Annotated in this window: 22 protein-coding genes and 1 tRNA gene; 8 read left to right on the forward strand and 15 right to left on the reverse strand. The window is 64.9% G+C overall.

Annotation, left to right across the window (positions count from 1 at the left end; translation table 11 throughout):
• Positions 1-87: 87 nt before the first annotated feature.
• Both guaB and B5M41_RS16520 read right to left on the reverse strand, forming a co-directional pair.
• Complete coding sequence (gene guaB / locus B5M41_RS16515; protein WP_134648994.1) at positions 88-1,584, reverse strand: IMP dehydrogenase; 1,497 nt, start codon at positions 1,582-1,584, stop codon at positions 88-90.
• Positions 1,585-1,765: 181 nt separating this feature from the next.
• On the reverse strand, positions 1,766-2,767 hold the full coding sequence (locus B5M41_RS16520; protein WP_134648995.1) for an MBL fold metallo-hydrolase: 1,002 nt from the start codon (positions 2,765-2,767) through the stop codon (positions 1,766-1,768).
• 239 nt (positions 2,768-3,006) lie between these two features.
• Here B5M41_RS16520 and B5M41_RS16525 point away from each other — a divergent pair, with 239 nt between their 5' ends.
• The gene (locus B5M41_RS16525) at positions 3,007-4,416 is read left to right on the forward strand and encodes a DHA2 family efflux MFS transporter permease subunit (RefSeq protein WP_134648996.1); all 1,410 of its coding nucleotides are present in this window, start codon (positions 3,007-3,009) and stop codon (positions 4,414-4,416) included.
• Positions 4,417-4,421: 5 nt separating this feature from the next.
• On the opposite strand, the gene B5M41_RS16530 is transcribed toward B5M41_RS16525, so the two are convergent.
• The 3 genes from B5M41_RS16530 to B5M41_RS16540 are packed head-to-tail and all read right to left on the reverse strand — an operon-like array spanning position 4,422 to position 7,065.
• Positions 4,422-4,805, reverse strand: coding sequence for a VOC family protein (locus tag B5M41_RS16530; protein WP_134648997.1), 384 nt, complete (start codon positions 4,803-4,805; stop codon positions 4,422-4,424).
• Entirely contained in the window at positions 4,805-5,521 is a 717-nt protein-coding gene (locus tag B5M41_RS16535; protein WP_134648998.1) for an RlmE family RNA methyltransferase, read from the reverse strand. Before B5M41_RS16535 ends, B5M41_RS16530 begins: the two co-directional genes overlap by 1 nt.
• Positions 5,518-7,065, reverse strand: a complete 1,548-nt coding sequence (locus B5M41_RS16540; protein WP_134648999.1) for a Ppx/GppA phosphatase family protein — start codon at positions 7,063-7,065, stop codon at positions 5,518-5,520. The genes B5M41_RS16535 and B5M41_RS16540 overlap by 4 nt, the downstream gene beginning before the upstream one ends.
• A 273-nt stretch (positions 7,066-7,338) precedes the next feature.
• Here B5M41_RS16540 and B5M41_RS16545 point away from each other — a divergent pair.
• From B5M41_RS16545 to B5M41_RS16555, 3 genes are all read left to right on the forward strand, one after another.
• Positions 7,339-7,412 (forward strand) — tRNA-Gln (locus B5M41_RS16545).
• Positions 7,413-7,583: 171 nt separating this feature from the next.
• A complete protein-coding gene (locus tag B5M41_RS16550; RefSeq protein WP_134649000.1) occupies positions 7,584-7,871 on the forward strand; it encodes a hypothetical protein in 288 nt (95 codons plus the stop codon).
• 261 nt (positions 7,872-8,132) lie between these two features.
• Entirely contained in the window at positions 8,133-8,321 is a 189-nt protein-coding gene (locus B5M41_RS16555; RefSeq protein ID WP_134649001.1) for a YegP family protein, read from the forward strand.
• A 45-nt stretch (positions 8,322-8,366) separates the two neighbouring features.
• Here B5M41_RS16555 and B5M41_RS16560 read toward each other — a convergent pair whose 3' ends face one another.
• Positions 8,367-8,915, reverse strand: coding sequence for a cupin domain-containing protein (locus B5M41_RS16560; protein ID WP_134649002.1), 549 nt, complete (start codon positions 8,913-8,915; stop codon positions 8,367-8,369).
• Positions 8,916-9,139: 224 nt separating this feature from the next.
• Here B5M41_RS16560 and aptA point away from each other — a divergent pair, with 224 nt between their 5' ends.
• Both aptA and B5M41_RS16570 read left to right on the forward strand, forming a co-directional pair.
• The gene (aptA, locus tag B5M41_RS16565; RefSeq protein ID WP_134649003.1) at positions 9,140-10,477 is read left to right on the forward strand and encodes an omega-aminotransferase AptA; all 1,338 of its coding nucleotides are present in this window, start codon (positions 9,140-9,142) and stop codon (positions 10,475-10,477) included.
• A gap of 59 nt (positions 10,478-10,536) precedes the next feature.
• Positions 10,537-10,896, forward strand: coding sequence for a winged helix-turn-helix domain-containing protein (locus B5M41_RS16570; protein WP_134649004.1), 360 nt, complete (start codon positions 10,537-10,539; stop codon positions 10,894-10,896).
• Positions 10,897-10,899: 3 nt separating this feature from the next.
• Here the strand turns inward: B5M41_RS16570 and modC are convergent, their stop codons facing one another.
• The 5 genes from modC to chrA form a co-directional block, all read right to left on the reverse strand.
• Positions 10,900-11,973, reverse strand: coding sequence for a molybdenum ABC transporter ATP-binding protein (modC, locus tag B5M41_RS16575; RefSeq protein ID WP_134649005.1), 1,074 nt, complete (start codon positions 11,971-11,973; stop codon positions 10,900-10,902).
• Entirely contained in the window at positions 11,970-12,671 is a 702-nt protein-coding gene (gene modB / locus B5M41_RS16580; protein WP_134649006.1) for a molybdate ABC transporter permease subunit, read from the reverse strand. The genes modC and modB overlap by 4 nt, the downstream gene beginning before the upstream one ends.
• Before the next feature lie 133 nt (positions 12,672-12,804).
• The gene (gene modA, locus B5M41_RS16585) at positions 12,805-13,578 is read right to left on the reverse strand and encodes a molybdate ABC transporter substrate-binding protein (RefSeq protein WP_134649007.1); all 774 of its coding nucleotides are present in this window, start codon (positions 13,576-13,578) and stop codon (positions 12,805-12,807) included.
• 538 nt (positions 13,579-14,116) lie between these two features.
• Positions 14,117-14,263, reverse strand: coding sequence for a DUF1127 domain-containing protein (locus tag B5M41_RS16590; RefSeq protein ID WP_134649008.1), 147 nt, complete (start codon positions 14,261-14,263; stop codon positions 14,117-14,119).
• 146 nt (positions 14,264-14,409) lie between these two features.
• Positions 14,410-15,819 (reverse strand): chromate efflux transporter, encoded by a 1,410-nt coding sequence (gene chrA, locus B5M41_RS16595; RefSeq protein WP_134649009.1) that lies wholly within the window; start codon positions 15,817-15,819, stop codon positions 14,410-14,412.
• A 287-nt stretch (positions 15,820-16,106) separates the two neighbouring features.
• Between chrA and B5M41_RS16600 the strand changes: the two genes are divergently transcribed.
• Entirely contained in the window at positions 16,107-18,668 is a 2,562-nt protein-coding gene (locus B5M41_RS16600; RefSeq protein ID WP_134649010.1) for a GcvT family protein, read from the forward strand.
• Positions 18,669-18,739: 71 nt separating this feature from the next.
• On the opposite strand, the gene B5M41_RS16605 is transcribed toward B5M41_RS16600, so the two are convergent.
• Positions 18,740-19,489: a L,D-transpeptidase family protein gene (locus B5M41_RS16605; protein ID WP_134649011.1), complete on the reverse strand. Its 750-nt coding sequence runs from the start codon at positions 19,487-19,489 to the stop codon at positions 18,740-18,742.
• Between the two features lie 16 nt (positions 19,490-19,505).
• Entirely contained in the window at positions 19,506-20,549 is a 1,044-nt protein-coding gene (locus B5M41_RS16610; RefSeq protein ID WP_209020868.1) for a L,D-transpeptidase family protein, read from the reverse strand.
• A 344-nt stretch (positions 20,550-20,893) separates the two neighbouring features.
• Here B5M41_RS16610 and B5M41_RS16615 point away from each other — a divergent pair, with 344 nt between their 5' ends.
• Entirely contained in the window at positions 20,894-21,310 is a 417-nt protein-coding gene (locus B5M41_RS16615; protein ID WP_134649044.1) for a MerR family transcriptional regulator, read from the forward strand.
• A 53-nt stretch (positions 21,311-21,363) separates the two neighbouring features.
• Here the strand turns inward: B5M41_RS16615 and B5M41_RS16620 are convergent, their stop codons facing one another.
• Positions 21,364-21,933, reverse strand: a complete 570-nt coding sequence (locus B5M41_RS16620) for an SCO family protein (protein ID WP_230640139.1) — start codon at positions 21,931-21,933, stop codon at positions 21,364-21,366.
• Entirely contained in the window at positions 21,930-24,161 is a 2,232-nt protein-coding gene (locus tag B5M41_RS16625) for a heavy metal translocating P-type ATPase (protein WP_134649012.1), read from the reverse strand. Before B5M41_RS16625 ends, B5M41_RS16620 begins: the two co-directional genes overlap by 4 nt.
• Between the last annotated feature and the right edge of the window lie 215 nt (positions 24,162-24,376).

A 24,376-nucleotide genomic window follows, 5' to 3' on the forward strand; every position in this document is an offset into this window, starting at 1 on the left:
ATTCAGGAACGGAAAGGGAGAACGGCGCCAAATACGAAAATGCCCGGCGAAGCCGGGCATTCTCATTCTGGCGTCTGAACGTGCGGATCAGACCGCGCCCGGGTAATTCGGGCTTTCGCGGGTGATCGTCACGTCATGCGCGTGGCTTTCGCGCAGGCCAGCGCCGGAGATGCGCACGAAGGTGGCGCGCTCCTGATATTCCTTCAGGTCCTTGCCGCCGACATAGCCCATGGAAGCCTTCAGGCCGCCGGCGAGCTGATGCAGAACGCCGGAGACCGGACCCTTGTAGGGCACCTGGCCCTCGATGCCCTCGGGCACGAGCTTCAGCGTATCGCGCACTTCCGCCTGGAAGTAACGGTCCGCGGAGCCGCGCGCCATGGCGCCGACCGAGCCCATGCCACGATAGGCCTTGAAGGAGCGGCCCTGGTACAGGAACACTTCGCCCGGGCTTTCATCCGTGCCGGCCAGCAGCGAGCCGACCATGACGGCCGAGGCGCCGGCGGCGATGGCCTTGGCAAGGTCGCCGGAGAACTTGATGCCGCCATCGGCGATGACGGGGATGCCCTGGGCCTGCGCGGCCTCGACCGACGACATGATGGCCGCGAGCTGCGGCACGCCGACGCCGGCGACGATGCGCGTGGTGCAGATCGAGCCCGGGCCGATACCGACCTTGACGGCATCCGCACCGACATCGATCAGCGCCTTGGTGCCATCGGCGGTCGCGACGTTGCCGGCCATGATGCGCACGGAGTTCGAGAGCTTCTTCACGCGGCCGACGGCATCGAGCACGCGCTGCGAATGACCATGCGCGGTATCGACGACGATGAGGTCGATGCCGGCATCGATCAGGCGCTCGGCGCGTTCGAAGCCGTCGTCGCCGACCGAGATGGCGGCGGCGGCGCGCAGGCGGCCCTGCGAGTCTTTGGAGGCATTCGGGTTGAGCTGCGACTTCTCCATGTCCTTGACGGTGATGAGGCCGACGCAGCGGCCGTCGCCATCGACCACCAGCAGCTTCTCGATGCGGTGGCGGTGCAGGAGGCGCTTGGCTTCCTGCTGGTCCACCGTTTCCTTGACCGTGATCAGGTTCTCACGGGTCATCAGTTCGTAGATCTTCTGGGCCGGATCGGAAGCGAAGCGCACGTCGCGGTTCGTCAGGATGCCGACGAGGCGGCCGGCCTTGCCGTTGCCGCCGTTCTCGACGACCGGGATGCCGGAAATGCCGTGCGCCTTCATCAGCGACAGCGCCTCGGCCAGCGTGGCGTCGGGGCCGATCGTGACCGGATTGACGACCATGCCGCTTTCGAACTTCTTGACCTGGCGGACCTCCTCGGCCTGCTCGGCAGGCGTCAGGTTGCGGTGGATGACGCCGAGACCGCCGGCCTGCGCCATGGCAATGGCGAGACGGCTTTCCGTGACCGTGTCCATCGCGGAGGAAAGGATGGGCAGGTTGAGTTCGAAATCGTGGGCGATGCGGGTGGCGATGTTCGTCTGGCCCGGCATGACCTCGGAGTGACCGGGTTGCAGAAGGACGTCGTCGAAGGTCAGGGCTTCGAGACCGGTTGCCGTTTCAATGATGCGCGCCATGGGCCAAGTTCCTTCAGGGTAAAGCTTACGCACCAAGGGGAACATTGGGAGTTGTCCACCTCGGTCGCTTGCAAGAAATTCTTGGAAGTTGGCGAGGGCTGGTAACACGTTCATGACGGATTGCAAATAGCAAAATGCCCGGAATCGCTTCCGGGCATCGTGCGTATCGCGAAGGTGTCGCTCAGATGTCGAACTGGTAGCTCGCCGGCACGAAGCGATAGCCCTCGCCCGCCGTCTCGACGAAACCGACGGCCGGAAACGGCATGTGATAGCCGATGAAGGGCAGCCGGTCGGTCGCGATCATGTCGAAGACCTTCTTGCGGGTCGCGGCGGCCGCCGCCTTGTCCATGTCGAAGCGGACTTCCCAGGTCGGCCGCTGCAACGAAAGCACATAATGGTTGGCCGTGTCGGCGGTGAGCATCAGCGCCTTGCCCTCCGATTCCACACGGAAGATCATGTGGCCCGGCGAATGGCCGAAGGCGTCGAGGCCGGTGATCCCGGGCACGACCTCGCCCTCGTTCTCGATGAAAGTCAATTTCTCGGCCAAAGGCTGCACCTTCGCGAGAACGCCCTGATGGCCCTGTTCGGCCGGCGTGCCCATCCGCTCCGGATTGACCCAGAAATCGTATTCGGTTCGGCCCGTGACGTAGCGCGCATTGGGGAACGCCGGCTTGCCGCCCTCAAGGAGCCCGCCGATATGGTCGCCGTGCATATGGGTGATGACGACCACCGACACCTGATCGGGCGTGTAGCCCGCATATTTCAGGCCTTCGAGAAGGCGGCCCATGCCGGCTTCGCGCCCGCCCTCGCCCATGCCGGTGTCGAACAGCACCACCTCGGAGCCGGTGTCGACCAATGTGGGGGTGAAGCTGTTGGCGAAGCTGTCGGCGGGCAGGAAGTTTTCGGTGAGCAGCGTGCCGACCGCATCGGCAGACTGATCGGTGCCGAAGGTCTCGTTCGGAGCGCCGGACGGGCGTATGCCGTCGCGCACCGTGAGGATACGGAAGCTGCCGAGCTTGAGGCTTCGCGCCTGGAGCGGGCTCACACGCATGTCGGTCGCCTCTTCTGCGGTCTTGGTCTGTGCGGTTGCGGCTGCCCGGCCGAGCAGCACGGGTGCGGCCAGCGTACCCACACCTGCGGCCAGAAACAGCGTCCGGCGCGAGATGGTCGAAGGATTTCCCATGGTTGTTCCTCTTTCATGCATGAAGGGCCTGGGCAAGAATGCCACGGCGAAAGCTAGGGCGCTCTCACATTCCGGTCCCGCCCTATCACGCGCTTGTGATGCCTGCGCGCGGCCGCCTGCGATTTGACAGAACGCAGTGCGAGGCGCAGATATTGCCGGATGTTTCGGCTTGGCACTCCAGATGCACAGCCGCCGCCCTGCCCGCCGGGTCCGCCCGGGACCTCGCACGCGACATACCGATGAACCGTATCGTTCCGCTTATCCTTGCCGTCGCGCTCTTCATGGAGCAGATGGATTCCACCGTCATCTCCACCTCGCTGCCGGCCATCGCCGCCGATCTCGGCGTGGGGCCGATCACGCTCAAGCTCGCGCTCACCGCCTACATGGTGTCGCTCGCCACCTTCATTCCCCTGAGCGGGTGGATGGCGGACCGGTTCGGGGCCAAGCGAGTCTTCCGCCTCGCCATCCTGGTGTTCGTCGCAGGCTCCATCTTCTGCGCGATCTCCGGCAGCCTGCTGTCCTTCGTCGTCGCGCGCTTCCTGCAGGGCATGGGCGGGGCGATGATGACGCCGGTGGCGCGCCTCGTCCTGGTGCGCAGCACCTCACGCTCCGAACTGGTCTCGGCCATGGCGCTGCTGACCATCCCCGCACTGGTGGGGCCGCTCGCCGGCCCGCCGCTCGGCGGCTTCATCACCACCTATTTCACCTGGCACTGGATCTTCCTGATCAACCTGCCGGTCGGCATCATCGGCTATGTGCTGTCGGGCATCTACCTGCCCGAGGTCGAGGCGACACCGCCACCACCGCTCGACTGGATCGGCTTCCTGCTCAGCGCGATCGCGGCCTCCGGCACGATCTTCGGCCTTTCCGTGGTGAGCCTGCCCGCCCTGCCACCCATCATCGGCATCGCCGCCACCATCGCCGGCATCGTCTGCGGCGTGCTCTATGTGCTCCATGCGCGCCATCATCCAGCACCGTTGCTCGACCTCAGGCTCTTCCGCGACAGCGCGTTTCGCGCCGCCGCCATCGGTGGCACGCTGTTTCGCATCTCCGTCGGCGCGGTGCCCTTCCTCATGCCGCTGATGCTGCAGGTGGGCTTCGGGCTGACACCCTTCGAATCCGGCCTCGTCACCTTCACCGGCGCGATCGGCGCGATCACCACCAAGTTCATGGCAAAGCGCGTGCTGGTCTATGCCGGCTTCCGCACGACGCTCATCGTCGCCAGCATCTGCGGCGCGGCGCTGACCTTCGCCAACGGGCTGTTCACGCCGGCCACCCCGTTCTGGTTCATGGCCGGCGTTCTGCTCATCGCCGGGCTCGCCCGCTCGCTGTTCTTCACCAGCGTCAATGCGCTCTCCTTCGCCGACATCGCGGATGCGGATGCGAGCAAGGCCACGTCGATGAGCGCGGTCATCCAGCAGATCAGCCTTGCCATGGGCGTTGCGGTCGCCGGCGCCATTCTGGAAATCGAGACGACCCTCACCGGCTCGCCGCTCGAACTCGCTGATTTCCAGATTGCCTTCATGATCATTGCCGGGCTGACGCTGCTGGCGGTGCTACCGTTCATTTCCATGGCTAAGAATGCCGGGGAATCCGTCTCCGGTCACAAGCTGAAAGCGGTGGAGGAGGAAACGGTGGGCGTGAAGTAACGCGCTCAGACAGGTTTTTCGCACACGGCGACGAGCTTGTTGCCATCGGGATCGCGCACGAAGGCCGCATAGAAGCTGGCGTGGAACGGCCGAAGTCCCGGTGCGCCCTCATCCGTGCCGCCTGCCGCGAGCGCGGCCGCGTGGAAGGCATCCACCGAAGCCCGGTCCGGCGCCTCGAAGGCAATGGTGGCGCCGTTGCCATAGGTCGCCGGCTCGCGGTTGAACGGCTCCACCACCCAGAAGCGGCAGCGCACGTCGCCATCCGCCCCATAGCCGATCTCGCCTTGCGCCTCCTTCTGCCTGCCATAGCCGATGAGCGGCAGGATGGCGTCGTAGAAGCGACCGGCCCGTTCGAGATCATTCGTGCCGACGGTGGTGTAGAGAAGCATCAGGCGTCCGCTTCGGCCGCGTCGCTCGTTTCAGGCGCCTTGCGGCCCTTGAAGCCCTTCGCAAGCAGGAACATCTCCACCGATTCGGCGCGCGAGGCGCCCGGCTTCACATGGATGACCTGCCGGAAATTCTGCTTGAGCATGTTGAGCAGGTCGCGCTCCGTGCCGCCCTGGAACGTCTTGGCCAGGAAGTGGCCGCCCTCTGCCAGCACCTCGACGGCGAAATAGGCCGCGACCTCGCACAGATGCATGGTGCGCAGATGGTCCGTCTGGCGGTGGCCGGTCGTGGGCGCCGCCATGTCTGAAATGACGAGGTTCGGCGTGCCGCCGACCGCCTCGATAAGCTGCCGCGGGGCATCGGGATCGAGAAAGTCCATCTGCAGGATGCGCACGCCCGGCAGCGGATCCATCTCCAGGAAGTCGATTGCCGCGACGCGCGGATCGGCATCGGTGGAATTCGTCACCTTGGCGGCGATCTGCGACCAGCTGCCCGGCGCGGCGCCAAGGTCGATGATGCGACGCGCGCCCCCCAGAATGTTGTGCTTCTCGTCGATCTCCAGCAGCTTGAAGGCCGCGCGGGCGCGATAGCCCTCCAGCTTGGCGCGCTGCACATAGGGATCGTTGATATGGCGCTCCAGCCAGCGGCGCGAAGAGGCCTTCAGCTTGCCCTTCTTGACCTTCTGGCCGATCTTTCGGCCGATAGGGGGCTTTGTCATGATGCCTGTCCTTCGGGCTTTGCCGGATTGCGCGGGCCGGCGCGATGATTGCGGCGGTGTCGGCCGCGGCGCCACACGCCGTCGTCGGCCATCATGTCGGTGAGCAGGCCTTCCCGCAAGCCGCGGTCGGCCACGCGCATGCGCCGCGACGGCCAGCGCTTGCGGATCGCCTCGAGGATCGCGCAGCCCGCGAGAACGAGATCGGCCCTGTCGGGCCCGATGCAGGGATTGGCGGCGCGCGCGTTGAAATCCCACGAGAGCAGCCGCGCCTGCATGGCCGTGACCTCATCGTCCGAAAGCCACACGCCATCGACACGGCGGCGGTCGTAACGCGGCAGATCGAGATGCACGCCGGCCAGCGTCGTCACCGTGCCCGAGGTGCCGATGAGATGGAAATCCTCCGGCGCATGCACGATATCGCCGGGGCAATCGAATTTCGCCAGCATGCCCTCGACCTCCGAGACCATGCCCTGGAAGCTTTCCGGCGTCACATCGCGCCCGCCATGACGCTCGGAGAGCGTGACGACGCCGACGGGCAGCGAGGTCCAGTGCGTGATGTGATTTGCAAGCCGGCTGGACCGGTTTTCGCCGATGCGGATGACGGCGATTTCCGACGAACCGCCACCGATATCGAACAGCACGACGGACTTCGCCTCGCGCCCGACAAGCGACGAGCAGCCCGAGACCGCAAGCCGTGCCTCTGTCTCGCGGTTGATGATTTCGAGATCGAGGCCGGTCTCTTCCTTCACCCGCACGAGGAAGACCTCGCCGTTTTCGGCCGAACGGCAGGCCTCGGTGGCGATGAGGCGCGCGCGGCGGATATTGCGGCTCTTCAGCTTGGTGGCGCAGACCTTGAGCGCCTCGACGGAGCGATCCATCGCCTCCTCGGAAAGCCGCCCGCTCGCGCCCAGCCCCTCTCCGAGCCGCACGATGCGCGAGAAGGCATCGACGACGCGGAACTGTCCCGGCCGCGTGGGCTGGGCGATGAGAAGCCGGCAATTGTTGGTGCCGAGGTCGAGCGCCGCATAAAGCGGCATTTCGAAGCCGTCACGCTCGCCGCCACGCGGCGCCGAACCGGCGTCGCGCCGCGGTTCGTGCGGGACGGAAGGACGCTGCTCGATGAAGGCCTGCGCGGCCGGCTGCACGACGGCGCTGCCGGGCACCGGCAGCGATACACGCGCGGAGGCCTTCTTTCCGCGATGCTTGCGGCGGTTTCGCCGGCCTTCGGCATGGCGCTCGTCGGGATGCGGCGATTCGCTCTGCCCCACCGGGACAAGCGGACGCACATTCTCGCCACCGGCGACCTTGCCGTGCCTGCGGCGCTTGTTGCGGCGCGCATTGCTGCTGCCACCGGGGGCGGACTGGGGGCGCTCGGCGGTTCCGGTCGAACCGTCCACCTGGCCTGCGGACAAAGAGACGACAGAGGGAGCTGTGGCGCCCTTCTGCTTTCCCTTGCGACGGCGCGACCGTTTTGGTCGCCCCGCATCACCCGCAACTCGCGCCCCGGAAACGGACGGCTTTTCGCCGCTGTCGGGGTCGTTCACGTTACTGCCTATGGCGCCGCGCAAAGCCTTGAAGCTGCAAGCAGGCGCTCTCTCGATCTTCGTTGGGGCGACATTACCAGCGCGCGCCCCGTTCGCCAAATTCTTTTTGTGACGCCACGACGACAGCCCGCCCGGTCACGCAACGGGGCCGCGTCCCCCATACCCATGCCGCCGGCGACGCCATCACGATTTTCCGGAAAAAACCATTTGCATCTCGCCATCTTTTGTTTATAAGCCCGCCTCACAGGCGCCGGCCAAGCCGACCCGCCATGCTGGGGAATAGTTCAACGGTAGAACGACGGACTCTGACTCCGTTAATCTTGGTTCGAATCCAGGTTCCCCAGCCAATCTTCCTCCCGAAAATCATATCAGAGAACCTTGGCTTCGGACCTGCCGTGCTCGGCGGAACGGTCGGTGCGCCTTCTCCTCTGCCGGATCGGCAAATCACGCCATATCGGCCTTGCCTGCGCAGCGGGGCGTGGTTATTTTCCCTGCGGAAATCATGAGGGAAATCAAGCATGTCGACAGTCAGGAACCTTGTCATTGCCGCCGTCGTGGGTGTTGCCGTGGGAGCGGGCAAGATGGCGTATGACACGTGGCGCGGTGCGGAATGGGAGGTTTCTCCCCAGCAGATCGCGCAGGCCCAGGCTGAGGGCAAGACGGGGCTCGAGACGCGGCCCGGCACCGTGGCCTACCGGCCGATCCGCAGCGAGACCGCGGACCTTCTGCCCGTCGAATGGGCGCTTTACGGGCTGGGTGCGGCCGCGCTGACCCTCTTCTCGCTTCGAAAGAAAAAGGCCGCCTGATGCGGCGCGCCTGAGTTGTGGCCGGCGCGGTGCTGCTGGCATCGCCCGCACTGGCAAACTGCGTTCCGCCCTGGCAGACGCAGTTCGCCTGCGCCATTGATCATCGCCGATCTTCCCAGCATCCGGCCTTGAACGCTGCTCGCGGCGCTCTTGCTCGATTCCTAATAAACAGGTGGACCGGCGCGGACGTGCCTCTTGTCAGCGCAGGCGCCGGCTGGCACGTTGTGGTTGCCTGATTCACAACAGCGTAGAGGGAAGCCCATGGCACACAAGTTTGAAATCTACAAGGACAAGGCCGGCGAGTTTCGTGTTCGCTTCAAGTACAACAGCGAAGTGATGTTCTCCACGGAAGGCTATTCCAGCAAGGCCAGCGCACAGAACGCCATCGATTCGATCAAGAAGAATGGCCCCGACGCGCCGGTGGAAGACAACACCGCACCCAAGGCCTGATCGGCCCGTTTTTGGAAAGCCCGCCACCGGCGGGCTTTTTGCCGTTCAGAAGGTCGGCGGCGTGCAGGCGCTGATGACCTCGCAAGGCACCGGGCCGACGCAGCGGAAGCGATGCGGGCGCCGGCTTTCGAAGTAGTAGGCATCGCCCGGACCCAGGATGCGCCGCTCGTCATCCACGGTCACTTCGAGGCGGCCTGACAGCACGATGCCCCCCTCCTCGCCATCGTGCACCAGCGGCACCTTTCCCGTATCGGCGCCGGGCTGGTAACACTCCTTCAGGATCTGCAGGCTGCGGCCGAAGAGGTTGTCGCCCAGCTGCCGGTAGGAAATGCCGCCCTTGCCGATCTCCGTCAGCTCGTCCGCGCGGTAGAAGGCCTTCTTCGGCCGGTCCGGTTCGAAGGCGAAGAATTCCGCAAGGCCGATCGGGATGCCGTCAAGAATGCGTTTCAGGGCGCCAACGGACGGGTTGGACGCGTTCGATTCGATCAGCGAAATGGTGGAATTGGTGACACCGGCGCGCTTGGCGAGTTCGCGCTGGGAAAGGTTGTGGGCCATGCGCAGGTAGCGCAGCCTGCCTCCGATATCGACCGACATGGCCTCCGCCTGTTCTATATGTTCGAAATAGCGAAACTCTCTCTTCCTCCATCCTTTATTTTCAATCGCTTGGCGTCAAGAAGAAAAGGACTTGTTCGGCCTTGCAAATCATGGCGACAATCCCGCCAGCCAGAGCATTTCCGACATGCTCTTCCTTTCGATTTTCGCAATTCCGGTGGTGCGCCGTTGCGCCCTTGCCGGATCCGCCCCTGGAGGACTTCGCCATGAACGTGCACAACAAACCCAATGCGCCGGTGCTCGACAGCTACTGGATGCCCTTTACCGCCAACCGCCAGTTCAAGGCCGCGCCGCGCCTGCTCGCCGCCGCCGAAGGCATGTACTACACCAGCAGCGACGGTCGGCAGGTGCTGGACGGCACCGCGGGCCTGTGGTGCGTCAATGCCGGCCATGGCCGCCGGCAGATCGCGTCCGCCGTGGAGCGTCAGCTGACGCAGATGGATTTCGCGCCCTCCTTCCAGATGGGCCATCCCATCGCCTTCGACTTCGCCGAGCGGCTGGCCGAAATCGCGCCCGGCCCTGATGGCGCCAAGCTCGACCGGGTGTTCTACACGGGCTCCGGCTCGGAGTCGGTGGATACGGCGCTGAAGATCGCCATCGCCTATCAGCGCGCCATCGGCCAGGGCACGCGCACGCGCCTGGTCGGCCGCGAGCGGGGCTATCACGGCGTCGGCTTCGGGGGCATTTCGGTGGGCGGCATCGTCAACAACCGCCGCGTCTTTCCGCAGCTTGCCGGTTCCGACCACCTGCGCCACACGCATGACCTCGCCAGGAATGCCTATGTGAAGGGCCAGCCGGAGCATGGCGCGGAGCTTGCCGACGATCTGGAGCGCCTCGTCGCGCTGCATGGCGCGGAAACCATTGCCGCCTGCATCGTCGAGCCGGTCGCCGGCTCCACCGGCGTGCTGATCCCGCCGAAGGGCTATCTCGAAAAGCTGCGCGCGATCTGCGACAAGCACGGCATCCTGCTGATCTTCGACGAGGTCATCACCGGTTTCGGCCGTCTGGGCGCAGCCTTCGCCACCGACTATTTCGGCGTGACGCCCGACCTCGTGACCACGGCCAAGGGGCTCACCAACGGCGCGATCCCGATGGGCGCGGTGTTCTCCAGCCGCAAGGTGCACGACGCGCTGATGCACGGCCCGGAAAACGCCATCGAACTCTTCCACGGCTACACCTATTCCGGCCATCCCGCCGCCTGCGCCGCGGGCATCGCCACCCTCGACATCTACCGTGACGAGGGCCTCTTCACCCGCGGTGCGGAGCTGCAGGACGACTGGCATGCGGCGATGCATTCGCTGAAGGGCCTGCCGCATATCATCGACATCCGCACGATCGGCCTCATCGCCGGCATCGAGCTTGCCGCGCGCGACGGCGCACCGGGCGCGCGCGCCTATGACGTCTTCGTGGATTGCTTCGAGAAGGGCCTGCTCATCCGCGTGACCGGCGACATCATCGCGTTTTCGCCGCCGCTGATTGCCGAGAAGACGCATTTCGAGGATATCGTCTCGATCCTCGGCGATGCGCTGAAGCGCGCGGCCTGAGCTTTCCTGCGCGGGAAACGCTGTTATATCTGGGCCCGTCATCAGCACGGGCCCTTTTCATGTCAGCAGCCGGCAAGCGCGCACCCAAACTCATCTTCCGCCTCCAGTTCGAGCCGGAGGGTCGCATCGGGCGCGGCAAGATCGAACTTCTTACGCATATCCGCGAGACCGGCTCGATTTCCGCCGGGGGCCGGGCGATGGACATGTCCTATCGGCGCGCGTGGCTTCTGGTCGACGAGATGAACCGCCTGTTTCGCGAACCCGTGGTGGAGTCGCAGCGCGGCGGCAAGCAGGGCGGCGGCGCCATGCTGACACCGTTCGGCGAAGCGCTGATCGCGCACTACCACACCATGGAGAAGAAGGCGGAAGCGGCCCTTGTCGATGATATCGGCTGGATCGTCACCCACTTGGCGGAGTGAGGCCTATTCCAGCGCGACCGTCTTGATCACCGCATGAACCGGCAGTCCGGGCTCGAGACCAAGGCGCTCGACCGAAAGCGCGGTGATGCGGGCGCGGACATGATCGCCGCCGCAGGCGATGCGCAGGCTTGCCATGCCCTCCCCGTCCGGCTCGATCGCTTCCAGCGTGCCTTCAAGGATGTTCAGCGCGCTCAAGCCTTCCGGGCGGGCCGTTGCCACCATGACATCGCGGGCGGGAATGCGAAGCCGCACCGTCTCGCCGGGCGAGGCCTTCGCGCCGGGCACCAGCAGTGCGGCACCGCCTTCGAGGCGGATGGTGGCGAGGCCATGGGCCGCGTCGTTTGCCTCGACGCGGCCGGTCAGGACGCTGCCGGCTTCGCGGCGCTCCATGGCGGAGGCAAGGCGCGGACCGCCCAACACATCGGATGCCGGCCCGATGGCCTCGATGCGTCCAGCGGCCATCAGCACCACCGTGTCGGCAAGGCGGGCAACCTCGGCGACGGAATGGCTAACATAGACGATGGGAATGCCGACCTCGTCCCGCAGACGCTCCAGATAAGGCAGGATTTCCGCCTTGCGCTCGTCGTCGAGGGCGACCAGCGGCTCGTCCATCAGCAGAAGACGCGGAGACGACAGGAGCGCGCGGCCGATGGCGACGCGCTGTTTTTCACCGCCCGAGAGATGAGCGGGCTGGCGGTCGAGCAGGCTCCCGATGCCGAGCAGATCGATGATGCGAGCGGGGTTTTCCGCCCGTGCACCTTTCGGCGCGAACCAGCGGCCGTAATCGAGGTTCCGGCGCACCGTGAGATGCGGAAAAAGGCGTGCCTCCTGGAAAACATAGCCGAAACGGCGACGATGCGGCGGCACGAAGCGGCGGGCAGCGGCATCGACCAGCACGTCGCCGTCGAGCTGGACACGGCCGTCCGCGGGGCGCGTCAGGCCGGCGATGATGCGGATGAGCGAGGTCTTGCCCGAGCCGGACCGGCCGAACAATGCCGTCACGCCGCCATCGGAGGAAAAGGCGGCTTCCAAGGAAAAATCGCCGAGGCGGTGGCGGATATCGACGACGAGGCTCATTCGAGATGCACCTTGCGGCCAATGCGCTGGGCGAGGATTTCCGACGCGAGCAGCGCGACCATGGAAATGGCGATAGCGACCAGCGTGAGGCGCATGGCGCCCTGATCGCCCCCCGGCACCTGCGTGAAGGTGTAGATGGCAGCCGACAGGGTCTGCGTTTCGCCGGGTATGTTGGAGACGAAGGTGATGGTGGCACCAAACTCGCCCATTGCCTTGGCGAAGGCGAGGATCAAGCCGGCCAGCACGCCGGGCAGGATGAGCGGCAGCGTGACGGTGAGGAAAACCCAGGGCGGACTTGCCCCCAGCGTTCCGGCGGCCTCCTCCAGCTTGCGGTCGACTGCCTCGATGGAGAGCCGGATGGAACGCACCATCAGCGGAAAGCCCATGACACCGCAGGCCAGCGCCGCGCCCGTCCAGCGGAAGGACAGGACGATACCGAACCAATCATCGAGAAAGGAGCCGACCGGCCCGCGCCGACCGAACAGCATGAGCAGGATGAAGCCGGTCACGACCGGCGGCAGGATGAGCGGCAGGTGCACGATGCCGTTCAGCAGCGACTTGCCCCAGAAGCGGCCGCGCGCCAGCGCCAGCGCGACCAGAATGCCGAGCGGCAGGCTGACGAGCACCGCCACCGACGAAACCCGAAGGCTCAGCCGGATCGCGGTCCATTCCTCGGCGCTCAGCGCTAGCCAGTCCACGATACCGCTCCCGGCTCGTGGGTATCTTCGGAGGCGGTGCGAGGGGGGTGCCACGAGGTCATACGATCGCCAATCGCAAAATGAAATGGAAACAGCCTCGATCGTACAGCGCAGGGCTATCGTGAAGCTCGCGCTATTTCAGGACGGTAAAACCCTGCCCGGTAAAGAATGGCGCGGCCTTTTCGGATTTCAGGAAGTCGAGATAGGCGGCAGCGGCGGGGCTGCGGGATTCCGCGAGGATGGCGACCGGGTAGATGATCGGCGGGTGGCTGTCTTCCGGGAAGGTGCCGACGATCGCAACGCCCGGATCGGCGGCGGCATCCGTTTCATAGACGATGCCGTAGGGCGCCTCGCCGCGTGATACCAGCGCGAGCGCGGCGCGCACGCTTTCGGCGCCTGCGACCTTGCTTTCGACGGACGGCCAGACGCCGAGCTTTTCCAGCGCGGCCTTGCCGTATTTGCCGGCCGGGACACTGTCGACGGCGCCCATGGCGAGCTTTCCGTCACCCACGAGGCCGGCCAGATCGAAACCTTCCTTGATGTCGACCGCTTTGGCCGCATCCTTCGGCGCCACGAGTACGATGCGATTGCCGAGCAGGTTGGAGCGGGTTTCGTCCTTGATCAGCTTCTTCTCGGCCACATAGTCCATCCAGGCGAGATCAGCCGAGATGAAGAGATCGGCGGGAGCCGCCGCTTCGATCTGCTTGGCGAGTGCTGAACTCGCGGCATAGGATACGGTCGTCTCATTGCCCGTTTCGGCCTGCCAGGCGGCATTCGCCGCATCCAGCGCATTCTTGAGGCTGGCGGCGGCAAAGACCGTGACCTTCTCGGCGGCAATGGCCGGCAAGGCCAGCGGCAAAGCGGCAAAGGCGGCGACGACGAGTTTCAGAAGCAGACGACGGTTCATTCCTGTTCTCCCATTTCCGCCTTCCGGCAGCGTGATATCCTCGTGAATATATCGCTGCCTGCCATTTTGCCAGCGTTATATTTTCGAGAACACAATGATGCCGATAACGCATGCAATGCAGATTGCCTGCAAACGAAAGCATCGGGAAAACGTGGCGACAAGGAAGGGCGCGGCGTTGCCGCGGTCCAGAAATGGAAAAGCCTGCCGCGGGAGGAGGTGCGGCAGGCTTTCCGATAGAACCGAATGACGACTGGGAGGAGGAGTGTCGCCATTCCCGCAGTCGGCCTTGGGAGGAGGAGTAGGCCTTCTGCAAACATCGAAGCTTCGTGGGAGGAGGTACGTTGCTTCGATAGGTATGACTATATCCGATTCCTGATGATTTCATAGGCATCGTTTTGCAAAGCAGCCATGCGTTATGCGCGTAGCGAATGCCTGAAGATACCCTGCCGGCCTTCCCCTCGCCGGCGTCCTTCGCAATGCAAAAACGCCCGCTCAAGAGCGGGCGTTTCCAAATTCCTGCCGTCGTGCGGCCAGTCGGTCAGAAGCCGACGGCGTTGCGGGCGACCTGGCGGATATCCGAGCGTGCGATACCGAGATCGTTGAGTTCCCGCTCGGTCATGCGGCCGAGTTCGGTGACGGTCTGACGATATTTGCGCCAATTGCTGAAGGAACGTGCCATGTTCATGATGATCCCCTTTCCTGAGGCTCTCTGTTCGGCACCGATCCGTGGCGCCGCGTCTTTCGATGACTGTGTTGTACCGCAATGCTGCACTGCGGTACAGCGCAAAGCCCGCACGTCACCCATGCAACAAACGCATGGGTTCGGACAGGTCAGTTGCCGCCGGTCAGCAGAACCCAGCCGATTCCGGCGAGTGCGGACAGGCCCAGTGTCACCGGCACGGTGCTTTTCAGCTTGAAGAGCGCAAAGGCCGCCGCCGCGGCCAGCAGGGCCGACGGCAGGATCAGCGTCGAAAGCACCGGGAGCTCGATATGCAGCGGCCCGGCCGAGAGTACGGTTACCGTCCGGAACAGGGTATGCACCGCAAGCCACACGGCCAGGTTCAGGATGACCCCGACCACGGCGGCGGTGATGGCGGACATCGCGCCCGACAGCGCCGCGTTGCCGCGCAGCCTCTCGATGAAGGGGGCACCCAGGAAAATCCAGAGAAAACAGGGCGTGAAGGTCACCCAGGTCGTGAGGATCGCGCCCGACGTCGCCGCCACCATCGGGTTCAGGCCGCCGGGATCACGATAGGCGCCGAGGAAGCCGACGAATTGCAGCACCATGATGAGCGGTCCCGGCGTCGTTTCCGCCATGCCGAGCCCGTCCAGCATTTCGCCGGGCCGTAGCCAGCCATAGTGCTGCACCGCCTCCTGCGCGACATAGGCAAGCGCGGCATAGGCGCCGCCGAAGGTGACGACCGCCATCTTGCTGAAGAAGATGCCGATATGGGTGAAAACACTGTCGCCGCCCGCAACGAACCAGATCAGTGCGATGGGGCCGAGCCAGAGACAGAGCAGCACGCCCGAGATCTTCAGCGACCAGCGCAAATCCGGCCGGGCATGGGCAGGTGTCGCCTCCCCCAAAAGCGAATCGCGGTCCTGCAGCACCGCGCCGCGGGTGGCGGCATGGCCGGCGCTTACGCGGAAAAGCCGCATCCCGGACTTCGATCCGAGATAGCCGATCAGGGCTGCGGCGGCGACGATGAGCGGAAACGGCACCTTGAAGGCAAAAATGGCGATGAAGGCCGTGCCGGCAATGGCGATCATCGCGGGATTGGCCAGGGCACGGCTGCCGATGCGGAAAACCGCCTGCACGACCACGGCGAGCACCGCCGCCTTGAGGCCGAAGAACAGCCCCTCCACCACACGCGCATCGCCGAAGACGATATAGACGTAGCTCAGCGCCAGAATGGCGAGAAAACCGGGCAGGATGAACAGCAGGCCGGCGATCAGTCCGCCCAGCGTGCGGTGCATCAGCCAGCCGATATAGACGGCAAGCTGCTGCGCCTCCGGGCCGGGCAGCAGCATGCAGTAGTTCAGCGCGTGCAGGAAGCGGCTCTCGCCGATCCAGCGCTTCTCCTCCACGATGATACGATGCATGACCGCGATCTGCCCGGCCGGGCCGCCGAAGCTCAGCGCCGCCACCCGCGCCCACACGCCCACCGCTTCGCCGATGGAGACACCGTGCGCGTGGTCGTTGGACGGGGCATCCGCCCGGACCGCCGTATCGCCTGCCAATGTCGCCCCTCCCTGGTCTCTGTGCCCCCCGGCGCTTTAGCCTGCCGATATATAGCAAATGTGACATGCCGGTCATCGGCATGGCTTTCCAAAGAAGCGCAGACCCGGGCAAAACCTGACCAGCGCCCGACATCATGAATTGCGTTGCGCCGGCGGCATGATCGGCTAGGGTCGTGCTGCCATTCCCGCGACTGTCGGAACTGGTCGCGGAGCCGTCGCAGACAGGCTGCAATGGCGCAGAACGAGGCCCTAAAGTCGGCCTCAAATTTCTCATCGGGGTCCAGCACATGGCAGAATTTCCGCAAAGGGCGAAGGTCGTCATCATCGGTTTGGGTGGCATCGTGGGCGCGTCGATCGCCCACCATCTCATCGAGCGCGGATGGGACGATATCGTGGGTATCGACAAGTCGGGCATCCCGACCGACATCGGTTCGACGGCACATGCCTCGGACTTCTGCTACACGACGAGCCATGACTATCTCTCGGTCTGGACGACGCAGTATTCCATCGATTTCTTCGAGAAGATGGGCCACTACGCCCGCATCGGCGGCCTCGAGGTCGCGCGCACCGGCGACGATACCTGGATGGAGGAGATCAAGCGCAAGCTGTCCTCCGCCAAGGCGTTCGGCACGCGCGCGCACTACGTGTCGCCGGCCGAGATCAAGGAAAAGTTCCCGCTGATCGAGGAGGACCAGGTGCAGGGCGGCCTGTTCGACCCGGATGCCGGCCTCGTCATCCCGCGCTCGCAGACCGTCGCCGGCAAGCTGGTCGATGCTGCCGAGAAGACCGGCAAGCTGCAGGCCTTCGCCAACACGCCGGCGAAGTCGCTGATCGTCGAGGGCGGGCGCATCAAGGGCGTCGTCACCCATCGCGGCACCATCATGGCCGACCATGTCATCGTCTGCGCCGGCATCTGGGGCCGCCTGATCGCCGAAATGGTCGGCGAGGACCTGCCCGTCATGCCGGTCGACCACCCGCTGACCTTCTTCGGCCCGTACAACGAGTTCGAAGGCACCGGAAAGGAAATCGGCTACCCGCTGCTGCGCGACCAGGGCAACTCCGCCTATATGCGCGACACCGGCGACCCGAAGACCACCGAAGGCGGCCAGATCGAGTGGGGCTACTACGAGACCACCAATCCGCGGCTGTGCCACCCGCGCGACATCCTCGAGAAGAACGAAGCCCGCCTCTCGCCCTCGCAGCGCGATCTCGACATGGAGCAGATCCTCGAGCCGCTCGAAAAGGCGATGGAGCTGACGCCGATCCTCGGCGAACTCGGCTACAATGAAAGCCATTCCTTCAACGGCCTCCTCCAGGTCTCGGCTGCCGGCGGACCGTCCTGCGGCGAAAGCCAGAAGGTGCGCGGCCTCTGGTACTGCGTCGCCATCTGGGTCAAGGACGGCCCCGGCTACGGCAAGCTGATCGCCGACTGGATGACGGACGGACGCACCGAGATCGACCACAACTCGATCGACTATTCGCGCTTCTATCCGCACCAGCTGGAAGAGAAGTTCATCGAGGGCCGCACGTTCGAGGCGGCGCAGAAGATCTACTTCCCCGCCGTGCACAACCGCGAACCCTATGCCTCGGGGCGCGGAGTCAAGCGCTCGCCCTTCTACGAGCGCGAAGTCGAGCTCGGCGGCTACTTCATGGAACTCGGCGGCTGGGAGCGTGCGCATGGCTACAAGGCCAACGAACATCTGCTGGAAAAGTACGGCGACCGCGTTCCGGTGCGCGAGAACGAGTGGGACAGCCGCCATTTCTGGCGTGTTTCCAATGCCGAGCACCTGGCGCTCAGCGAGGATTGCGGCATCATCAACCTCTCGCATTTCCACATGGTGGATATCGAGGGCCCCGATCATGTCGAGCTTCTCGAATGGCTCTGCGCCGCCAAGATCGGCGGTGACGGCAATATCGGCAAGGGCATCTACACCCACTTCCTCGACGACGAGGGCATGGTGCGCGCCGACTTCACGGTCTTCCGCATGGCCGACCGCTGCCGCCTCGTCAACGGCGCCGACGCCGGCCCGCGCGACTTCCACTATATGAAGCGCGTCGCCGAAGATCGCGGCCTTGACGTCACCATCACCGATACCTCGGAAAAGTACATCACCATCGGCATCTGGGGCCCCAACGCCCGCGAGAACCTGAAGAAGGTCGTCGCGGATCCCGCCGGCCTCGATATCGAGAACTTCCCGTTCGCGGCCATCAAGCCGATCGAGATCGCCGGCAAGCAGGTCACCGCCTTCCGCATCTCCTATGTCGGCGAGCAGGGCTGGGAACTGCACATGAAGTACGAGGACGGCCTGGCCGTGTGGGATGCGCTGCGCTCCACCGGCGCCATGGCCGTCGGCGTCGAGACCTACGCCAACTCGCGCCGCATGGAAAAGAGCCTGCGTTTGCAGAATGCCGACCTGCTCACCCAGTACAACCTGATCGAGGCCGACCTGGCGCGCCCGAAGGTCAAGGAAGCGGATTTCCGCGGCAAGGCGAAGCATCTGGAGTACAAGGCCAGGCCCCACCAGCCCGCCATGCTCTGCACGCTGGTCATGACCGAGAATACGGACAGGAACGGCGTGAAGCGCTATCCGCTCGGCAACCTGCCGGTCATGGATCCGGACACCGGTGAAGTGCTCATCGACGAACTCGGCCGCCGCTCCTACACGACGTCGATCGCCTTCGGCCCGACCATCGGCAAGAACATCGCGCTGGCTTACCTGCCGCATGCCTATTGCCAGGAAGGCCGCAAGCTCAACATCTCCTATTTCGACGAGATCTACCCGGTCGAGGTGGTCAGCATCGGCTACAAGCCGCTCTACGACCCCGAAAACCTGAAACCGCGCACCTAAGCGGCTTCGCAGACAGAAAAAGGGCGTGCCGGCAGTTGCTGGCACGCCCTTTTTCATTGCTCAGGCAAATCTCAGTAGACCGGCGTGGCCTCGTCATAGACGGGCATCGGCTGATCGACCGCCGCCATGGCGGGTGCTGCGGCACCGAGCACGACGATCGGCGTGCCGCTCTGCACGCGGTTGTAGAGGTCGACCACGTCCTGGTTGATCATGCGCACGCAGCCCGACGACACGGACTTGCCGATCGTCCACCATTCCGGCGAGCCATGGATGCGGTAGAGCGTATCCTGCTTGTCGCGGAAGATGTAGAGCGCACGGGCGCCGAGCGGGTTCTTGAGGCCCGGCTCCATGCCGCCGTTTCGCGAACTGTAGGGTTCCAGCTCGGGCTGGCGGGCGATCATCTCGTCCGGCGGCGTCCAGCGGGGCCATTCGCGCTTGTACTGGATGACGCCGCGGCCCGCCCATTCGAAGCCGGCGCGGCCGAGGCCCACACCATAGCGCATGGCCTGCCCGTTCTCATAGGTCAGGTAGAGGAAGTGGTTCGCCGTATCGACGACGATCACGCCGGGGCGCTCGCCGGTCGGGTTCGGCACCATCTGGCGGTAGAAGCGCGGATCGATCTTCTGGTAGGGAATGGCGGGCAGCGGGAACTGCTCGTCATCCTTGGGCCCGTACATGGCCGCATAGATGCTGTTGTCGACGACAGGCTCGGGCCTGACTTCGACCCGTTCCCGGGCCGTGGTGCAGCCGGCCAGGACCGTCGTCGCCAGTCCGGCACTGCCCAGGAGGAAAGTCCGGCGGGTTACGCTTTCAAATGTCAACGAACGCCCTCACACCTTACTTGTCATAGGGATCGGCAAGCGCGGCGTCTGGCCGGCTCACCGGATACTTGGTGCGAGAGATGCGTGATGCCATGCCCTTCGCGCCCTGCTGCTTCAAAAGCGAGCGGAAGCTGGGATGCATGCCGCCGTCCACATAGGCGAAGCTCGAAACCGGTGTGGCAGCGGCGAAAGCCGCATCCAGCTTCTTTTGTTCCGCGCCGATCTTCGCGATCACATCATTTTGTACACCGTCGACGGTCGCCGGGCATTGGGCGAGCGGATCGCTCGGCTCGCCGTTCACGAATTCGCGGTTGAAGACATAGCGCCCGCCGCACACCGACACCTTCGGCTGCTGGCGCGTGAAGGCGAAGGCGTCGTAGCCTTCCTTGAGCGTGCGCCAGAACGGCATGTTCGGGTCGCCGCGATGCTTGGCCATGTTCTCCGTCGTCATGCGGAAGGGGAAGGCCTGCACCTGGAAACGCTGCTGGCCGCCTTCAAGCGCCTTCTGCACGATGGCATAGATCTCGCCGACGCCCTGGTCCGTCATGGCATAGCAGCCCGACGACGAGCAGGCGCCATGCACCATCAGCGCCTCGCCGGTATAGCCGAGCGCCGATTCGAGACGGTTCGGATAGCCGAGATTGAACGACACGTAATATTGCGAGTTCGGGTTCAGCATGCTGGCCGAGACATGGTAGAAGCCTTCGGGTGCCTGGCGGTCGCCGCTCTTCGTCTTGGGGCCGAGCTTTCCGGACCAGCGGCACATCGGATAGGTCTTGAACAGGGCATACTTGCCGCTGGCATCGACCTTCCAGACCTCCAGCTCGCTCTCCTGCTTGAAGATGCGCACGAGGACCGGGCTTTCCGGCCGCATCTTCTTCTTCGACATTTCCGCCTTCACCTTGTTGGAAAGCTTGGGCGCTTCCGCAAGCGAGGCGACGTCCATGGCCATGCAGCCGGCAAGCAGGCCACCGGCAACCGTAGCGGCGGCGAGGCGCGCGAGCAGGGAAAGGCGCGGGCGGGCGGATTTGGTATCGGAGCGTTGGCGAAGCACAAACATCGGTCTGTTTCGGTTGTTGGAAGTTCGGCGCGCCGCAATCGCGCGGCGCCCGTTTCGTCTAGAGTCCAAGCGATTGCTTAGAACTTCGTTAATCTTGTTCGTTTGCGGCTTCATGCCGCGGTCGGCGACACGGAGCCGACCAGGATCGGCCGGAGCTTAAACCCTCTTGCCACCAGAGCTTCAACCCCAGATTTGCGGCATTCTTTCGTCCAACGATCACGGCATGTACAAAAAAACGTCAGAACCTTGCCGCGCGCTGTCCGCACGATGGGGAGAGCCGGAAAACTTGATTTTCATGACCTCCACGTCCATCTGTGGGCGAGTGCATGCGACGAGGCGAAACGATGCTGACCATCGGCGATCTTTCCAGGGCAACAGGCGTCAAGATTCCCACGATCCGCTACTATGAGCAGATGGGGCTGATCGCACCGGCCGAACGTTCCGAAGGCAACCAGCGGCGTTACTCCAGCGACGAACGCGACCGGCTCGCTTTCATTCGCCATGCGCGCGATCTCGGCCTCACCCTCGATGCCATCCGTGAACTGATCGATCTCAGCCAGCATCCCGAGCGCCCTTGCCACGATGCCGACCGCATCGCCGCCGAACAGCTTTCTGCCGTTCGCCGCAAGATCGCCCGCCTCCAGAAGCTGGAAGCCGAGCTGGTGCGCATCACCAGCCATTGCCATTCCGACCAGGTGCGCGACTGCTATGTCATCCGCGCGCTCGCCAATCACGAACTCTGCCACGACGACCATTACTAGATCATTGCCGCATTGTCCGACGCCGAAGCGATGCCGCTTCGGCTGGAAATGCTTCAGGTCTGGGCCAGCAGCTTCAGTTTCTGGAGCTGGACCGCACGCGGCTCGTGCATGTCGAGCATGCCCTGCAAACGCCCGTCCGCGCGGATGAGGAAGAGCCCGGCGGTGTGGTCCATCGTGTAGCTGTCGGACGCTGTCTCCACCTTCCTGAATGTGGCCGAGAAGGCATCCGCAGCCTGCCTGGTCTGAGCCGCATCGCCCCGCAACGCCACGATGCGGGGATCGAAGGACGTCATGTAGAGCTTGAGCAGTTCCGCCGTGTCGCGTTCGGGATCAATCGAGACGAAGAGCGGCGTGATGCGATCCGCGGCCGGACCGATCTCCTTCAGGAGACCGCTCAACTCGAAAAGCGCGGTCGGGCAGACATCCGGGCAATGGGTGAAGCCGAAGAAGATGAGATAGGGCCTGCCGGCGAGATCAGCGGACCCGAACGGCTTGCCGTCGACGGTTTCGAGCCGGAAGACCCGTTGCCTGGGTGCCTCCGCCGCCGGCATCTGTGCGGCGACCGTCGCTCCGACGATCGCGGCCAGCACGCAGAGGCCGAGGATTGTCCTGCGCCGCGTCACTTGATCGGCCTGAGGAGACGCAGCGCATTCAGCGTGACCAGCACGGTGGCACCGGTATCGGCGAGGATTGCGGGCCAAAGGCCGGTGATGCCGATAATGGTCGTGACAAGGAAGACACCCTTGAGGCCGAGCGAGAGCACGATGTTCTCGACGATATTGCGCATCGTGCGCTTCGAGAGGTCCGTCATCAGCGCCACGTCGGCCACCCGGCCGTGCAGGATGGCGGCATCGGCGGTTTCCAGCGCCACGTCCGTTCCCCCGCCCATGGCGATGCCGACATCGGCGGCGGCGAGCGCCGGCGCATCGTTGATGCCATCGCCGATCTTGCCGACGACAAAACCTTCGCGCTGGAGTTCGCCGACGATGCGCTGCTTGTCCTCCGGCATCAGCTCGGCGCGCACCTCGATGCCAAGTTCGGCGCCGACGGCTTTGGCCGTGCGGGCATTGTCGCCGGTCAGCATGACGGTCTTGATGCCGAGGTCCTTCAGGGCTTTCAAGCCGGCGGCGGCGTCCGCGCGCGGTTCATCGCGCATGGCGATGGCACCGGCCAGCACGCCGTCGACGATCAGCATGGACACGGTCTTGCCGTCATCGTTGAGCGCCACGGTCGCAGCCTGCACCTCTTCGGACAACGCGACATGCTCGGCGGCGGCCTTCGGCGAGCCGAGGAAGACCTCCCTGCCCTCGACGGTGGCGGCGACGCCCTTGCCGCCCAGCGCGCGCGAACCGGTGGCGGCCGGGGCCAGGATGCCGTCCCCAGCGGCCTTGGCGAGGATGGCGAGCGCCAGCGGATGGCTGGAGCCTGCCTCCAGCGCTGCGGCGAGGCGCAGCACCTCTTCGGTCGGCGACGAGAAGGCGACGACATCGGTGACGACGGGTTTTCCCTCGGTCAGCGTTCCGGTCTTGTCGAAGGCGATGGCCGTGAGCTTGCCCAGCCCTTCCAGCACGGCGCCGCCCTTCATGAGCAGCCCCCGGCGGGCCCCGGCGGACAGGGCCGCGGCGATGGCCGCCGGCGTGGAGATGACGAGCGCGCAGGGGCAACCGATCAGCAGCACCGCGAGGCCCTTGTAGACCCATTCGCTCCAGACGCCGCCGAAGGCGAGCGGCGGGATGATCGCGACGAGCGCGGCGACCACGACGACGCCGGGCGTGTAATATTTCGAGAAGCGATCGATGAAGCGCTCGGTCGGCGCCTTGGATTCCTGGGCCTCTTCGACCAGCTTGACGACGCGGGCAATCGTGTTGTCGGCGGCCGCCGCCGTGACCCGGATGCGCAATGCCGCGTCGCCGTTCACCGTGCCGGCAAAGACCGTGTCGCCGGTCTCCTTGCGGACGGGCGTGCTTTCACCCGTCACCGGCGCCTCGTCGATGGCGCTCTCGCCTTCGATGATCGTGCCGTCGGCGGAAATCCGGTCGCCCGGGCGCACGAGGATGACCGCGCCGACGGGAAGCGCCTCGGCCGGCACCTCCTTGGTGCTGCCGTCCTCCTCCAACAGCGCCGTCTTCGGCACGAGGGTCGAAAGCGAGCGGATGCTGTCGCGCGCCTTGCCAGCGGCAACGCCCTCCAGCAATTCGCCGACGAGGAAGAGGAAGACGACCATCGCGGCCTCTTCCGTCGCATTGATGACGACGGCGCCGACGGCCGCAATGGTCATCAGCATTTCGATGGAAAAGGGCGTGCCGGCAAGCGCCGCCATGATGGCGCGCCGCCCGATCGGCACGAGGCCGACGATCATGGCGATGAGAAAGGCATAGGATGCAATGGCGGGAAACAGGTGGCCGACGCCATAGGCGATCACGAGCGCGCCGCCGGCAAGAATGGTCAACCGGCCCTTCCTGCCCTTCCACCAGGGGCCTTCCGAGGGGCCGTGATCGTGGCCGTGCAGGCCTTCGATGGCGGCGGCCTTTGCTCCCTGGTCGTGGCCATGCGAATGGTCATGGTCGTGCGCATGCGCATGACCGCAGTCCGGATGTGCGTGTTCCGATGCGGGATTGCCTCCCGCAAGGGCAGCACCCGGCGTCACGACATAGCCGAGGCCCGACACTTTCCTGCGGACTGCCTCAAGATCGCTCGCCGGATCGTGCTGCACTCGCATCGTGCCGGCGGTGACGGAAACCGAGACGTCGGACACGCCAGGCATGCGGCGCACCGCCGTATCGATCTTGCTGGCGCAGGACGCGCAATCCATGCCCTCGACCCGGAACCGCGTCTCTTTCACATCGGACATCATACAATCCTCTTCATTATCGTAAGGATGGTCTACGACCTCTAGCGACTAGAGGTGCAAGAGCAAAAACGAAAAAAATCGCAGCGGAAGCCACATTGATATTTCCGGCCGCCTCGTGTTAGAGAGCGCCACTTGTTGCAGGTTTCATCTGCTGGTTGGGGAGGACGCCATGTCTTGGCACGCCCTCTTCCAATCGGGGATGGGCTCGGATGCCC

The sequence above is a fragment of the Shinella sumterensis genome (genome assembly GCF_004514425.2).
Classification (GTDB): Bacteria; Pseudomonadota; Alphaproteobacteria; order Rhizobiales; family Rhizobiaceae; genus Shinella; species Shinella sumterensis.